Genomic DNA, 13,995 nt, shown 5'->3' on the forward strand with positions numbered 1-13,995 from the left:
ATGCAATATATTACAGGATTTGAACATTACCAGGAAGAAGCCGGAACTGCCGTAACGCTGGGAAAATTTGATGGTCTGCACAGAGGACACCGTAAACTGGTGGAGCGGATTATGGAACATGTGGAGCAGGAGCCGGATTTAAAAAGTGTTGTTTGTTTTTTCGAGATGACCGAATTCAAAAAAATGTGTCACCTTGACCAGAAAAAACTGATGATGAATGAAGAGCGTGCCATCCGTCTGGACGGAAGAGTGGATTATCTGATTGAATGTCCGTTTCTGTCCGTAAAAGAGATGGAGGCGGAAGTATTTATCGAGAAAATTCTCTCGGATCTGTTTCATGCAAAATACATTGTGGTTGGCGAAAACTTCCGGTTCGGGCACGAGAGGCGTGGAGACGTCGGGATGCTCGCAAAGTACCAGGAAACGTACGGATACCGTCTCGAAGTGATACCAAATGAGTATTACGGAGAACGCATCGTAAGCAGTACTTATGTAAAGGAAGTCATGAAAACAGGAGATATTGATCTTGTGAACCGGCTGCTCAGTTATCCTTATACAATTGCGGGTACAGTGAGGAAAGGAGAGGGCATGGGACGCCGGATCGGATATCCGACGATGGATATCTTCCCGTGTCAGGAAAAAATCCTGCCTCCTGCCGGAGCCTACGTCTGTAAGCTGGAGGTGGACGGACAATGGTATCAGGGTGTGTGCAACATCGGAAAGAAGCCTACTGTATCAAGCGGGGAAGATACCATTCTTTCGGTTCATCTCTTCTGCTATGAGGAGAAGGAAGAAGCAGACGGAAAGCAGGTTGTACTGCAGCTTTATCATTATCTGAGACCGGAAGAAAAGTTTGACGATATAGATGAACTTAAAAGGCAGATTCAGACAGATATACGGGAAGGAAAGAGACACTTTCTTCTCACAATGGAAAGCAGACGCATGCTTCTGGAAATCAAAAACAAAAGTGAAGAAAAGAATTGACATCCGGCAGGGTGCCATGATATACTCAAAAAGTATGAGTGAGCCGATATCCAGTGGACGGAAGACTCCGACCGCCGCCTGATATCCGGCGTTTCAAAAATAAGGAGGATAAAAACATGATCGACAGAGAAAAGAAAGCAGCTATTATTGCTGAGTATGGAAGAAGCGAAGGAGACACAGGATCTCCGGAAGTTCAGGTAGCAATCCTGACAGCAAGAATCAATGAATTAACAGAGCATTTCAAAGCAAATCCAAAGGATCATCATTCCAGAAGAGGTCTTTTGAAGATGGTAGGTCAGAGACGTGGTCTTCTTGCATATTTAAAGAAAAAAGATATCGAAAGATACCGTTCTTTGATTGAAAGATTAGGACTCAGAAAATAGTCAGGCTATTCAGAGAGGACGGGCACTTATCCGTCCTCTTTTATACTGCCGGGATATTTTTCCGGTTTTCAATATTTGTCAAAATCATGCGAAATGTATGCGGGGAGAGACACCGGGACCACTGAAAAGCAAGCCAGTATATGACTTGTTTTTCAGTAGTTTCGGGATTCTCCGCACGACGAAAAAGAAAAGAAAAATGAGGAGGATCTTATGTACAAGACATTTGAGATGGAACTTGCCGGACGTCCTCTGCGTGTTGATGTAGGCAGAGTGGCAAAGCAGGCAAACGGTGCAGCACTGATGCACTATGGAGAAACAACAGTACTTTCCACAGCAACAGCTTCTGAGAAGCCAAGAGAAGGAATCGATTTCTTCCCGCTGAACGTAGAGTACAATGAAAAGATGTATGCAGTTGGAAAGATTCCGGGAGGATTCAACAAAAGAGAAGGAAAGGCATCTGAAAATGCGATTCTGACAGACCGTGTCATCGACCGCCCGATGCGTCCGCTCTTCCCGAAGGATTACAGAAACGATGTTACCCTGGAAAACCTTGTCCTTTCTGTAGATCAGGACTGCAGCCCGGAACTGACAGCAATGATCGGATCCGCAATCGCAGTTGCGATCTCCGATATTCCGTTTGACGGACCGACAGCTTCTACACAGGTAGGACTTGTAAACGGTGAGTTCGTATTCAACCCGACTGCAGAAGAAAAAGCAGTATCCGATATGCAGCTGACTGTTGCATCTACAAAAGAAAAAGTCATCATGATCGAAGCCGGAGCCAACGAAGTACCGGAAGATGTGATGATCAAGGCGATTTTCGCGGCACACGAAGTAAACCAGACGGTAATCGCATTCATCGACCAGATCGTAGCAGAGTGCGGGAAACCGAAACATGAATATGAAAGCTTCGCAGTACCGGCAGACCTGATGGAAGAGATCCAGAAGCTCGTTCCGGCTGAGGAGATGGAAGAAGCAGTATTTACCGATGACAAGCAGACAAGAGAGGCGAACATCCGCGTGATTCAGGATCGTCTCGAAGAGGCATTTGCTGAAAACGAAGAGTGGCTGCCACGCATCGGAGAAGCGCTGTACCAGTATCAGAAGAAGACTGTCCGCAAGATGATCCTCAAAGATCACAAACGTCCGGACGGAAGAGCGATCGACCAGATCCGTCCGCTTGCAGCGGAAGTAGACCTGATCCCGAGAGTACACGGTTCCGCAATGTTTACAAGAGGACAGACACAGATCTGCAACATCACAACACTTGCTCCGCTTTCTGACGCACAGAAACTTGACGGACTTGATGAGGCAGAGACTTCAAAACGCTATATGCACCACTACAATTTCCCGTCCTACTCTGTAGGTGAGACAAAGCCGTCCAGAGGACCGGGACGCCGTGAGATCGGACATGGAGCACTGGCTGAGCGTGCCCTCGTGCCGGTACTTCCGTCTGAGGAAGAATTCCCGTACGCAATCCGTACGGTATCCGAGACATTCGAGTCCAACGGATCCACATCTCAGGCAAGTGTCTGCGCATCCAGCATGTCCCTGATGGCAGCCGGTGTGCCGATCAAGAGCGCAGTAGCAGGTATCTCCTGCGGACTTGTAACAGGAGAGACAGACGACGATTACATCGTCCTGACAGATATCCAGGGTCTGGAAGACTTCTTCGGAGACATGGATTTCAAAGTGGCAGGTACACATAAAGGTATCACAGCAATCCAGATGGATATCAAGATCCACGGACTGACAAGACCGATCATCGAAGAAGCCATTGCCCGTACAAGACAGGCAAGACTTTACATCATCGATGAAGTGATGAACAAAGCAATCGCAGAGCCGAGAGCAGAAGTCGGCAAATATGCTCCGAAGATCATTCAGATGAGCATTGACCCGCAGAAGATTGGCGATGTGGTAGGACAGAGAGGAAAGACGATCAACGCTATCATCGAAAGAACCGGCGTGAAGATCGACATTTCCGACGAAGGAAGCGTATCCATCTGCGGTACAGACAAAGAGATGATGGAAGAGGCAAAACGCCTGATCACAATCATCGTAACAGACTTCGAAGCCGGACAGGTTCTCGAAGGAACAGTAGTCAGCATCAAAGATTTCGGCGCATTCCTCGAGTTTGCTCCGGGCAAAGAGGGAATGGTTCACATTTCCAAGATCTGCAAACAGCGCATCGACCACGTAGAAGATGTTCTGACACTGGGAGACAAGGTCAAGGCAGTCTGCCTTGGAAAAGACAAGATGGGAAGAATCAGCTTCAGCATCAAAGACGTCGCTCCGGAAAACAGATAATCCAAACGGAAAAGTTCAAGCATCCATGCCATAGACGGTGTGGATGCTTTTTTTTGTGGGAAAAGTGTGATATGATGGGAAAAGAGAAGACGGAAAAAGGACTGGGAGGAACGAAAAAATGGAAGAAAAAAAGATCAGAAGATCCTGCGTAGACTGTGCAGTGACAGCATGTGAGAAAAAGGACGGGAACTACCCGGATTTCTGCCTGACTGCGTCACTGGACGAAGAACTGTTGGAGGAGGCGCTTGCCTGCTATGAAGATCCGGAGAATCATAAGCTTGCCATTGCCGCGGCGGAGGTCGAGTATGAAGGATATCTGAAACTGACAAGAGTGGAGGAGATCATTCAGTTCGCCGGAAAAATCGGAGCGAAAAAGATCGGAATCGCGACCTGTGTCGGACTGATCCGGGAGAGCAGGACACTGGCGAAGATCCTGAGATCCCACGGTCTGGAAGTCATCGGAGTAGCCTGCAAAACAGGAGCGGTGGACAAAAGCAGAATCGGTATCCCGGAAGAATGTCAGGAAATCGGCTGCCACATGTGCAATCCGATCTTACAGGCAAAATATCTGAACAAAGAAAAGACCGACCTCAATGTCGTAGTCGGCCTCTGCGTAGGACACGACAGCCTGTTCTACAAACATTCGGATGCACCGGTTACCACAGCCGTGACCAAAGACCGGGTACTGGGACACAATCCGGTTGCCGCACTTTATACGGCAGAGTCTTACTATAAGAAACTTTTATAAAAATACAGAACCGCATTGTATCTGTATAAATCGAAACCGAGTAAAAGAAGCATATCAGGGCAGAAGCATGCTGCCGGATGTGCTTCTTTTTTTATTGCCCGGATGTAAAAAAGAAAAAATTGTAAAAATTTCCCGTTTTTCTGACCCTTTTTGCTGTTTTATTCCATCTTTATATTATAGAAGGATAAAAACAGGGAAAAGTAAGCGTGAGGAGGAATCATCATGACAGAGAAAGTATATTTTACGGTGAAGGAAACAGATGTTAAGGATTTTAAAACCTATCTGTATGAAAGGGAAAACGCGGAGACGACTATTAGCAAATACAGTACAGACCTGCGTTGCTTTTTGAAGTTTCTTGGAAACAGCCGGGAAGTGGACAAGGCAAGGCTTCTTGCATATAAAGAATGGCTGATAGAGCGTTACGCTGTAAGCAGCGTAAATTCCATGCTGGCTGCATTGAATCAGTTCCTGGAATTCTGCGGATACGCCCAGTTGAAGGTACCTGTGAAAAAAATCAGACAATAATAGATGTATACACAAAACCCGCCTGCCCGATCTAAAAGTTACAAAAGTATGAAATTCAGAAACTACAGAAAATCCGAGACTGCGACAGGGAAATATCTGATGCGCCACATAACAAAAAGACAAAAAGTCGAAAAAGATCGGTAAAAACAACTTAAAGACAACTTCATATTTTTTTCATGGGGGACGTGTTCCGATGCATCAGAACACGTCCCCCTGCATATATTGTGATGTAAAAGGTGGTGGACAATCATGAGTAAGCGGGAGGAGATTTTTCGGATTCTTCCGGAAAGGTTGAAGAGTGTAATAGGAAAGAGAAATCTGGATTTTGATCAGGTTACGGAAATTTGTATCCGGGTCGGGAGGCCGGTCTGTGTTTATGAGGGCGGCCGGGAGGTACGTCTGGATTATTTTCCGGGAAGAGAGGAGTTGAAGGAGATTGTGAATTTTATGAGCAGATATTCGCCGTATGCGTTTGAGGAGGAGATGCGGAAGGGTTTTTTGACGATTGAGGGTGGTCATCGCGTGGGGATGGCGGGAAAGGCGATTACGGAGAGGGACCGTGTGAAGAATCTTCGGTATGTGTCTTCGGTACATATTCGTGCGGCCCATGAGGTGAAAGGGTGTGCGGACCGGGTGTTTCCGTATATTACGAATCAGAAGGAGTTGTACCATACGATGATTATTTCGCCTCCGGGCTGCGGAAAGACGACGCTGCTTCGGGATATCATCCGTCAGGTATCTGACGGCAATTCCTATGTGAAGGGCTGTACAGTGGGAATTGTGGACGAGCGTTCGGAGATTGCCGGTTGTTATCTTGGGGCGGCGCAGAATGATATCGGCCTTCGCAGTGATGTGCTGGATGCATGCCCGAAGGCGGAGGGGATGCTGATGCTGATTCGTTCGATGACGCCGAAAGTGGTGGCGGCGGATGAGATCGGGACAAAGGAGGATGTGGAAGCGATTGAGTATGCCATGCACTGTGGGTGCAGGATACTTGTGACGGCCCATGGAAATTCGGTGCAGGAGCTGAAGAAAAAGCCGGTTCTTGGGAGATTGATCCAGGAGGAGCGGTTTGAGCGGTACATTGTACTGAAGCAGGGGGACAGGCCGGGCATGATCGAGGGAATTTATGACAGGAGGGGACAGCCGTGCTGTTGAAAATCGCGGGAGCGGTTCTTGTAGTTTCTGCCTGTTCGGCCCTTGGCTTCGGTTACGGGCGGTCGCTGAACCAGCATCTGGAAGAACTGCGTTTCTTGAGAGAATTGTATCAGATGATCCGGGGCGAGATTGAATATACCAGGGAGCCGTTCCCGGAGGTGATGCTGGAGATCTCTTCCAGAATCAAGGAGCCGTATGCATCGTTGTTTGTGCAGGCGCACCGGGTGTTTGAGGAGCAGGGAAGCCTTAAGTTTCCGGAGTGGTTCCGTGAATATACCTCCCGGACTTTGGAGGCATATCGAAAGGAAAAGCATCTGTCCGCAGAGGAGTGGGAAATATTTCTTTCCCTTGGGAGCCAGACCGGATATCTGGATCTTAAGATGCAGACGGGGATGCTGAAACTCTCGGGAGAACGATGGGAAAAATGGATCCGGGAGGCGGAAGCGGAGATTGGTCCCAGGCGGAGGATCGGGAACTGTCTTGGAGTGCTTGGCGGGGTTTTTCTTACGATTCTGTTTTTGTAAAAAACGATGGATGAAATGCTGGGAGAAAAAAGAAGGGAAGGAAGTGCGTATGAGTGTCAGTCTGATCTTTAAAATTGCCGCAGTGGGAATTCTGGTCTCGGTTTTAAGCCAGGTGTTAAAGCACAGCGGGAGGGAGGAGCAGGCGTTTTTGACCAGTCTTGCCGGGCTGATTCTGGTCCTGATCTGGATTGTGCCGTATATCTACGATCTGTTTGAAACCATGAGGCGTCTGTTTGCCCTGTAGCTGTAAATAAAATGACGAGGCGAAGGAGGGAGTAGATGTCCATACAAAAAGCAGCGGCCATCAGTGTATGTGCGGCACTGATTGCGTTGCAGTTTAAGGGAGGAAAAACAGAATACGGAATTTATGTCAGTATTGCGGCGGGAATTCTGCTTGGTACGGGGATTATTGGAAAGCTCAGCACAGTGCTGGATACGGTAAAGGAGATCGGCTCGTTCCTCCAGATTGAAGGCTCTTATCTTGGAGTTCTCCTGAAGATGCTTGGTATTACTTATGTGGCGGAATTTGCCTCCAATATCTGCAAAGATTCCGGCTGCCAGACCATCGCCGCCCAGATTCAGCTCTTCGGGAAGATCACAGTGCTGGCGCTTGGAATGCCGGTACTCCTGACGCTGCTTCGGACGATTGAGGCGTTTTTATCATGAGAAGAAAGGAAAGCAGAATCGTTCTGGCAGTCCTTCTTGGAATTCTCCTGTTTTGGGGCGGCCTGAGTGTGACGGCAGAAGCAGCAAACGGGGAGGAGGAAACACCGGAGGCGGCCCGGGAGATGATGGAGGATCTGGATTTCACGGATGTGGATAAGATGATGCGGGAAATCCTTCCGGATGAGAGAATCCGGTTTGCCGATGTTCTGGAGACGTTTATGGAAGGGGATGTGTCCGGTGCCTTGCAGCTTGCGGGAAAAGGACTTCTTGGCACCTTGTTTTCGGTCCTTTCCGAAAACAGACAGGCGATGCTCCACATCCTGGTGATCGCGCTGATTGCGGCAGTCTTTGCCAACTTCAGCCATGTGTTTGCGGCAGGACAGGCTGCGGATGCGGGATTTTTTATTTTGTATCTGCTTTTGATTACGTTGCTTTTGCAGACCTTTGAGATGATGATGGATGCGGTTACATCTGGGCTGCAGCTTTTGACGGATTTTATGCAGGTGCTCTGTCCGGTCTACCTGATGGCCGCGGCTGTGGTCACGGGGAGCGCGACTTCTGTTGTGTTTTATAATCTGATGCTGTTCCTTATTTTTCTCGTCCAGAATGTGGTCTGCTATCTGATTCTACCGCTGATCCATGTATATCTGATGATCCGTCTGATGGATGAACTCTCCCCGGAACCATTTCTGGGACGGTTTGCGGAACTGGTGGAAACGGTGATCAGCTGGATCTTAAAGACGATGCTGGTAGGAATTGTGGGGATGAATCTGATCCAGGGGCTCATCAGTCCGGTACTTGACCAGGTCAGGCGAAGCGGACTGCAAAAAGGGCTGGAATCCATTCCTGGAATTGGAAATACCATTGGAGGAATGACGGAGATTATCGTTTCGGCGCTGACGCTGATCCGGAATGGAATCGGAGTGGCCGGCGCGGTTATCTGTGTGGTGATCTGTCTCATTCCGGTTATTCAGATTGCAGTGATGGCGCTTCTATATAAATTGACCGCGGCGCTCCTGGAGCCGGTTTCGGATAAACGGGTGGTCGGATGCATTGCAGGTGCAGGAGACGGAGCGGTGCTTCTGTTAAAAACCGTCTATACCAGTGCAGTGCTGTTTTTGATTACCATCGTGATTGTGGCGGCCGTTCGGTCATAGGAGGAGACATGTTTACATATATATATGACTGGATAAAGAATCTTGTTTTTTATCTGATCTTGATGACAATGCTGATGCAGATCATTCCGGATTCCGATTACAAAAAGTATATCCGCTTTTTTACGGGACTGGTATTGATTCTGCTTCTGGCAAGGCCGGTGCTTGGGGTATTCCAGCTGGAGGGAGAATTTGAAAACCTGTATCACAGTATGGAATACCGCCAGAACGTAAAGGAAATGGAACGGGCGAGGGAACAATTTGAGTCTGCGGAGGAGGGATATTTTGAATGGCAGCAGGACATGGCTTCAGAATCTTCTGAAGGGCGGGAAAATGCCGATGAAAAATAAGTGGCTGCTTCTGCTGCTTGCCGGGTTTTTGCTTCTGGTGATAGCACTTCCTGTTTCTGAACCTGAAAACAGGAAGACAAAAGAGGCTGAAACCGACACCGTGAAAGAAGAGGATTACGCTTCCATGGCTGAGGCTAAGCTGGAAAAGATTCTGGCGCAGATGGAAGGGGCAGGGAAGGTGAAGGTGATGATTACTCTTTCTTCCTCTTCAGAAAAGATAGTGGAAAAAGACAAGGAGACATCCAAAGATGAAACCCAAAGTACAAGCAGCGAGACAACGGTTTATGAAGAAACGACAGACAGGGGACAGACGCCTTATGTGGCAAAAGAACTGACTCCGGCAGTGGAAGGGGTGGTAGTGCTCTGTGAGGGAGGAGACGAACCGGTTGTGGTACAACAGATTACAGAGGCGGTTGAGGCATTATTTCCCGTAGAGTCACATAAGATTAAGGTAGTAAAGATGAAATAGGAAAAGCAGGAGGAATGACGGTGAAACGATTGATTAAGAAAAATCAGGTGATTGTGGCGGCACTGGCATTGATGATCGCGGCGGCAGGGTATCTGAATTATTCAGGAAAACTTTTTGAAAGTACAGATGACAGCGGAGTTTCCCAGCAGGCAAACAGTGAACTACTTGATATTTCCGAGGAAGATATCGAGACCGGGTCCGGGGATATTGAAAGCCAGGATCAGGACGCGTCCGAGGAAACGGACGGGGATGTGGAAGGCACCCCGGGAGAGGCTGTGCTGACAAGCGGAGAGGTGAAAAATACGGTGGCTCAGGCCAAGGTATCCAGAGAACAGGTACGGGCGAAAAACAAGGAGACGTTGCAGGGGATTATCGACAGCGCTTCTGTGACAGAGGAACAGAAAGAAGAGGCGGTAAATCAGATGATCGAGCTGACCAGGGTGGCTGAGCAGGAGTCTGCGGCAGAAACGCTGCTTGCCTCAAAAGGATTTACCGAGACGGTTGTGACAGTCAGTGAAGGGGAAGCGGATGTGGTCGTCGGAAATGTGGAAATGACGGAGGCAAACCGTGCCCAGATCGAGGATATTGTCACAAGAAAAACCGGAGTGGCGCCGGAAAATATCGTCATCACTCCGATGAATAAAAAGGCGGACCAGAATACCGCTGCTGCAGAGGGCACGTCTTCGGATTCGGAAACCAACACGGAAGGCACAGAGAATACGGAAACAGCAGAATAAAAAGCGGACATCACGCGTAAAAGGTCCGAAAAATGCGGTCTGGACGGGAAAACCTGTTGCGAAATTCAGGATGGATGTGCTACAATATTTACCTGTGTGGAATCATATGGAAGATTCCGGGTAGAATAAAAGAAAATACAGGAGAGTATCATGTCAAAGATTACAGATGAAATAAAAAAGCGGAGAACGTTCGCAATTATTTCCCACCCGGATGCCGGGAAGACGACATTGACTGAAAAATTTTTATTATATGGCGGAGCCATCAATCAGGCAGGTTCTGTAAAAGGAAAAGCGACTGCAAAGCATGCGGTGTCAGACTGGATGGAGATCGAAAAGGAGAGAGGAATCTCGGTCACCTCTTCGGTACTGCAGTTTAATTATGGGGGATATTGCATCAATATCCTTGATACTCCGGGACATCAGGATTTCTCGGAGGACACATACCGGACCCTGATGGCGGCGGATTCCGCCGTGATGGTGATCGACGCATCCAAAGGTGTGGAGGCGCAGACAAGAAAGCTGTTCAAAGTCTGCGTCATGCGTCATATCCCGATCTTTACCTTTATTAACAAGATGGACCGGGAAGCGATGGATACCTTCGAGCTTCTGGATGATATCGAAAAGGAGCTTGGCATCGCAACCTGTCCGGTCAACTGGCCGATCGGATCGGGAAAGGCATTCCGCGGGGTATATGACAGAAATGAAGAGGAGATCGAGCTGTTCTTCGATACGAAAAAGGGAACGACTACAGGGGAAGTAAAGAAGATCCGTCTGGATGACCCGGATGTGGACAGTTACATGGATCCGGACCAGAAAGAGCAGCTGTTAGGAGAAATCGAGCTTTTGGACGGGGCAAGTGCAGAGTTTGACCAGGATCTGGTGGATAAAGGAGAGCTTTCTCCGGTCTTCTTCGGATCTGCGCTTACCAACTTCGGAGTAGAGACCTTCCTGCAGCATTTCCTCAAAATGACGACGTCTCCGCTTCCGAGACATTCGGACAAAGGCGACATCGATCCGATGACGGAGAAAGATTTTTCCGCCTTTGTATTTAAAATTCAGGCAAATATGAATAAGGCACACCGGGACCGGATCGCATTTATGCGCATCTGTTCCGGAGAGTTTGACGCAGGGATGGACGCCTTCCATATTCAGGGAGGAAAGAAAGTCCGTCTCTCCCAGCCGCAGCAGATGATGGCAAGTGAGAGAAAAATGATCGAGAAAGCATACGGCGGAGATATCATCGGAATTTTTGATCCGGGCATTTTCTCAATCGGAGATACGATCACCACATCCCCGGAAAAATTTGCCTATGAGGGGATTCCGACCTTTGCGCCGGAGCACTTTGCACGGGTGCGCCAGGTAGATACGATGAAGAGAAAGCAGTTCATCAAAGGGATCAATCAGATTGCCCAGGAGGGTGCGATCCAGATTTTCCAGGAGTTTAACACCGGAATGGAGGAGATTATCGTCGGTGTAGTCGGCGTTCTGCAGTTCGATGTGTTGAAATACCGTCTGAAAAATGAGTACGGTGTGGATATCATTCTGGAAACGCTGCCGTATGAGCATATCCGCTGGATCGAAAATGAGGAAATCGATATGGATCGTCTGACCGGTACATCCGATATGAAGAAGATCAAAGATCTGAAAGAAAGACCACTGCTCTTGTTTGTACACGAATGGAGCATCCGGATGACACTGGAGAGAAATGAAGGACTGAAGCTTTCCGAGTTTGGCCGGTCTTAACCGAAGGGATACAGGTTTGTCAATACCATAGCATTGATGATGAAATTGTTCAGGGGTCGTTGCAGCTTCTTTTATTAAGCTGCAACGGCCCCTCTTTCAATCTCTGACTTTCGATCCTTCTGTTTAAACGAGCTGCTTTTGAAAATCGACTGGGGACATTCCGCATGCAGACGCTGCCTGTTCCAGATTCAGGACCCCTTCCTGATATAATTCCATCACGGCATCCTTCCGTCCCTGCTCATGCGCAGCATCTTTCTGCGCACGAACTGTTTCCAACAGCCTTTGAGTTTCAGAAAGTTTTCCCTGAGTATTTTCAGACCGTTGTTCCGCCTCAATCGTTTTTTGTTCCGCCTCAACCGTTTTTCGTTCAGCCTCGGCAGTTTTTCGTTCAGCCTCGGCAGTTTTTTGTTCAGCCACGGCAGCCTTTTGTTCTGCTTCGACTGCTTTCTGTTCAGCCACGGCAGCCTTTTGTTCTGCTTCGACTGCTTTCTGTTCAGCCACGGCAGCCTTTTGTTCTGCTTCAACCACTTTTCGTTCCGCCTCGACTATTTTCCGCGCTGCCTTTTCCAGTTTTTCCTGTGCGTCTGTCAACTGCTGAAAAGTACGTTCGGCCTGTCGCTGCAGGGACAGCTGATCTCGAATTGCACGTTCTCTTGCCTCATATGCACGGCGTTTTTCTTCATCCTGGCTCATTTCCATCAGATCTTCATAGGCTTCTTCAAGATAAGAATTTCCTTTTGACATCTCCTTTAAGTCCTCCTTTTTACCGCCGCGGAAGAATTTCATCCATGCAATGATACCGTCCGGATGATGATACTCCTTGGGAATCTTGGGGAGTTCCAGAACCTGAATTTCCAGCTTGTCACTGTACAGGCTTCCGGTTTCTTCATCGTAAATCCGGGCCTTGCGATAACAGATATCATCATTTTTATAGTAGGTAAAATTCAAAACGCCGACATGCACGCATTTTTGAAGCTGATCATAGTCCTCGCCTTTGTGGAGTTGACTGGAAAACATCTTGCACAGATAAAACAGACTTCGGTCGTCCCAGTAGTGCATGTAGACGACCTGCATCTCGATGTCCAGCTGAGTGCCGTTTTCCAGAAGAACGTGAACATCCAGTACTCCCTTCTTTTCCTCCTCCGACCGTTTGGAAAGTTCATTTTCCAGGATGGTCGTATTCCCGATCTGATCAGGGGAAAGCTTCAGCAATTCGGCGATGAACCCTCTTCTTGTATTCGGATTCCGCATCAGCTCTTTGAAGCACCAGTCGATGTAAGGCTTCATAATAAAATCTTCTTCCGAAGTGGCCGCGGTGGTTTGATTTGTCATGTTGTTTTGCTGCATAAACAGTCTCCTTTCTGCGATGGCAATGCCTCTGACATAAGAAAACTGTTTCCGTTTCTTGTAGTCTACCATACTTTCCGGTATCAGAAAAGAGACACCCCGAAGGAAACGGATTTTCCAGATATATTTTCTAAACACATTTTCCAGACAGGAAGCTGCCAGCCATGTTTCTTTTGTCAAACAGTTGGGTAAATCGGCGAATGCCGTGAACGATGAAAAAGCAGAATGCTTTTTCTGATGGCCAAAGGATAACACGAAAAACCGGAGCGGACAAGATGGAGAAAGATAAAATTTTTATGAAATGGCAAATCGCCTTGTAAGCATCCGGGGAATTTGGTATAATGAACACAGTAATTGTGTATTCTATACACAGGAAATGTGCATTAAGACCGAGATGAGGAGGTTTCAGATATGGGGAAAGAAGAAAGAAATACCTATACGATCCAGGAAGAGGAGATCGGACAGGTACAGATTGCTGATGAGGTGGTAGCGATTATTGCAGGCCTTGCGGCAATGGAAGTGGACGGCGTATCTTCCATGGCTGGCACATCCACGAGAGATCTCATCAGTAAACTGGGAAAGAAGAATCTCTCAAAGGGAGTCAAGGTAGATGTTCTGGACGGCGTAGTGACAGTATCCTTATCACTGAATTTACGGTTTGGAAAGAATATTATGGAAGTATCTTCCAAGGTACAGGAAAAAGTCAAGACAGCAATTGAAAATATGACAGGACTGACTGTCGCTGATGTCAATATCCGTGTTGTAGGCGTTGATGATGACACAGAAGCATAAAACCCGCACATTGTAAAGAATAAATATACGAGAAAATGCATTTTTATGCACAATAGATTGCCGCATAGCGGAAAGTACGGTATAATGAGGGGTGTCGGGATGATGCCC

The 13,995-nt window shown here is 47.9% G+C and carries 16 protein-coding genes; 15 read left to right on the forward strand and 1 reads right to left on the reverse strand.

Annotated elements, in window-relative coordinates:
* The 14 genes from ribF to H6A32_RS00610 all read left to right on the forward strand — a co-directional run bounded on the left by ribF (nt 1) and on the right by H6A32_RS00610 (nt 11,748).
* Nucleotides 1-984, forward strand: a complete 984-nt coding sequence (ribF, locus tag H6A32_RS00545; protein ID WP_087167329.1) for a riboflavin biosynthesis protein RibF — start codon at nt 1-3, stop codon at nt 982-984.
* Nucleotides 985-1,100: 116 nt separating this feature from the next.
* A complete protein-coding gene (gene rpsO, locus H6A32_RS00550) occupies nt 1,101-1,367 on the forward strand; it encodes a 30S ribosomal protein S15 (RefSeq protein ID WP_024732247.1) in 267 nt (88 codons plus the stop codon).
* A gap of 210 nt (nt 1,368-1,577) precedes the next feature.
* Nucleotides 1,578-3,674, forward strand: a complete 2,097-nt coding sequence (locus H6A32_RS00555) for a polyribonucleotide nucleotidyltransferase (protein WP_087167513.1) — start codon at nt 1,578-1,580, stop codon at nt 3,672-3,674.
* Nucleotides 3,675-3,792: 118 nt separating this feature from the next.
* Nucleotides 3,793-4,422, forward strand: a complete 630-nt coding sequence (locus tag H6A32_RS00560) for a DUF1847 domain-containing protein (RefSeq protein WP_087167328.1) — start codon at nt 3,793-3,795, stop codon at nt 4,420-4,422.
* Nucleotides 4,423-4,644: 222 nt separating this feature from the next.
* A complete protein-coding gene (locus tag H6A32_RS00565) occupies nt 4,645-4,947 on the forward strand; it encodes a site-specific integrase (RefSeq protein WP_087252900.1) in 303 nt (100 codons plus the stop codon).
* Between the two features lie 249 nt (nt 4,948-5,196).
* The gene (gene spoIIIAA, locus H6A32_RS00570; RefSeq protein WP_204863505.1) at nt 5,197-6,105 is read left to right on the forward strand and encodes a stage III sporulation protein AA; all 909 of its coding nucleotides are present in this window, start codon (nt 5,197-5,199) and stop codon (nt 6,103-6,105) included.
* Nucleotides 6,096-6,629: a stage III sporulation protein AB gene (locus H6A32_RS00575; protein ID WP_204863506.1), complete on the forward strand. Its 534-nt coding sequence runs from the start codon at nt 6,096-6,098 to the stop codon at nt 6,627-6,629. Before spoIIIAA ends, H6A32_RS00575 begins: the two co-directional genes overlap by 10 nt.
* A 49-nt stretch (nt 6,630-6,678) precedes the next feature.
* Nucleotides 6,679-6,873, forward strand: coding sequence for a stage III sporulation protein AC (gene spoIIIAC, locus H6A32_RS00580; RefSeq protein WP_024732252.1), 195 nt, complete (start codon nt 6,679-6,681; stop codon nt 6,871-6,873).
* 35 nt (nt 6,874-6,908) lie between these two features.
* A complete protein-coding gene (locus H6A32_RS00585; RefSeq protein WP_204863507.1) occupies nt 6,909-7,295 on the forward strand; it encodes a SpoIIIAC/SpoIIIAD family protein in 387 nt (128 codons plus the stop codon).
* Nucleotides 7,292-8,452: a stage III sporulation protein AE gene (locus tag H6A32_RS00590; protein ID WP_204863508.1), complete on the forward strand. Its 1,161-nt coding sequence runs from the start codon at nt 7,292-7,294 to the stop codon at nt 8,450-8,452. The genes H6A32_RS00585 and H6A32_RS00590 overlap by 4 nt, the downstream gene beginning before the upstream one ends.
* A gap of 8 nt (nt 8,453-8,460) precedes the next feature.
* A complete protein-coding gene (locus H6A32_RS00595; RefSeq protein ID WP_162610131.1) occupies nt 8,461-8,799 on the forward strand; it encodes a stage III sporulation protein AF in 339 nt (112 codons plus the stop codon).
* On the forward strand, nt 8,789-9,268 hold the full coding sequence (locus H6A32_RS00600) for a stage III sporulation protein AG (protein WP_243424820.1): 480 nt from the start codon (nt 8,789-8,791) through the stop codon (nt 9,266-9,268). Before H6A32_RS00595 ends, H6A32_RS00600 begins: the two co-directional genes overlap by 11 nt.
* Nucleotides 9,269-9,282: 14 nt before the next feature.
* Complete coding sequence (locus tag H6A32_RS00605) at nt 9,283-10,005, forward strand: SpoIIIAH-like family protein (RefSeq protein ID WP_207738697.1); 723 nt, start codon at nt 9,283-9,285, stop codon at nt 10,003-10,005.
* Nucleotides 10,006-10,155: 150 nt separating this feature from the next.
* Nucleotides 10,156-11,748, forward strand: a complete 1,593-nt coding sequence (locus H6A32_RS00610; protein ID WP_087167320.1) for a peptide chain release factor 3 — start codon at nt 10,156-10,158, stop codon at nt 11,746-11,748.
* A gap of 123 nt (nt 11,749-11,871) precedes the next feature.
* Here H6A32_RS00610 and H6A32_RS00615 read toward each other — a convergent pair whose 3' ends face one another.
* The gene (locus H6A32_RS00615) at nt 11,872-13,233 is read right to left on the reverse strand and encodes an Rpn family recombination-promoting nuclease/putative transposase (RefSeq protein WP_204863509.1); all 1,362 of its coding nucleotides are present in this window, start codon (nt 13,231-13,233) and stop codon (nt 11,872-11,874) included.
* A gap of 273 nt (nt 13,234-13,506) precedes the next feature.
* Here H6A32_RS00615 and H6A32_RS00620 point away from each other — a divergent pair, with 273 nt between their 5' ends.
* Nucleotides 13,507-13,887: an Asp23/Gls24 family envelope stress response protein gene (locus tag H6A32_RS00620; protein ID WP_087167318.1), complete on the forward strand. Its 381-nt coding sequence runs from the start codon at nt 13,507-13,509 to the stop codon at nt 13,885-13,887.
* Nucleotides 13,888-13,995: the final 108 nt, after the last annotated feature.

The organism is Drancourtella massiliensis (genome assembly GCF_016900655.1).
Classification (GTDB): Bacteria; Bacillota; Clostridia; order Lachnospirales; family Lachnospiraceae; genus Sellimonas; species Sellimonas catena.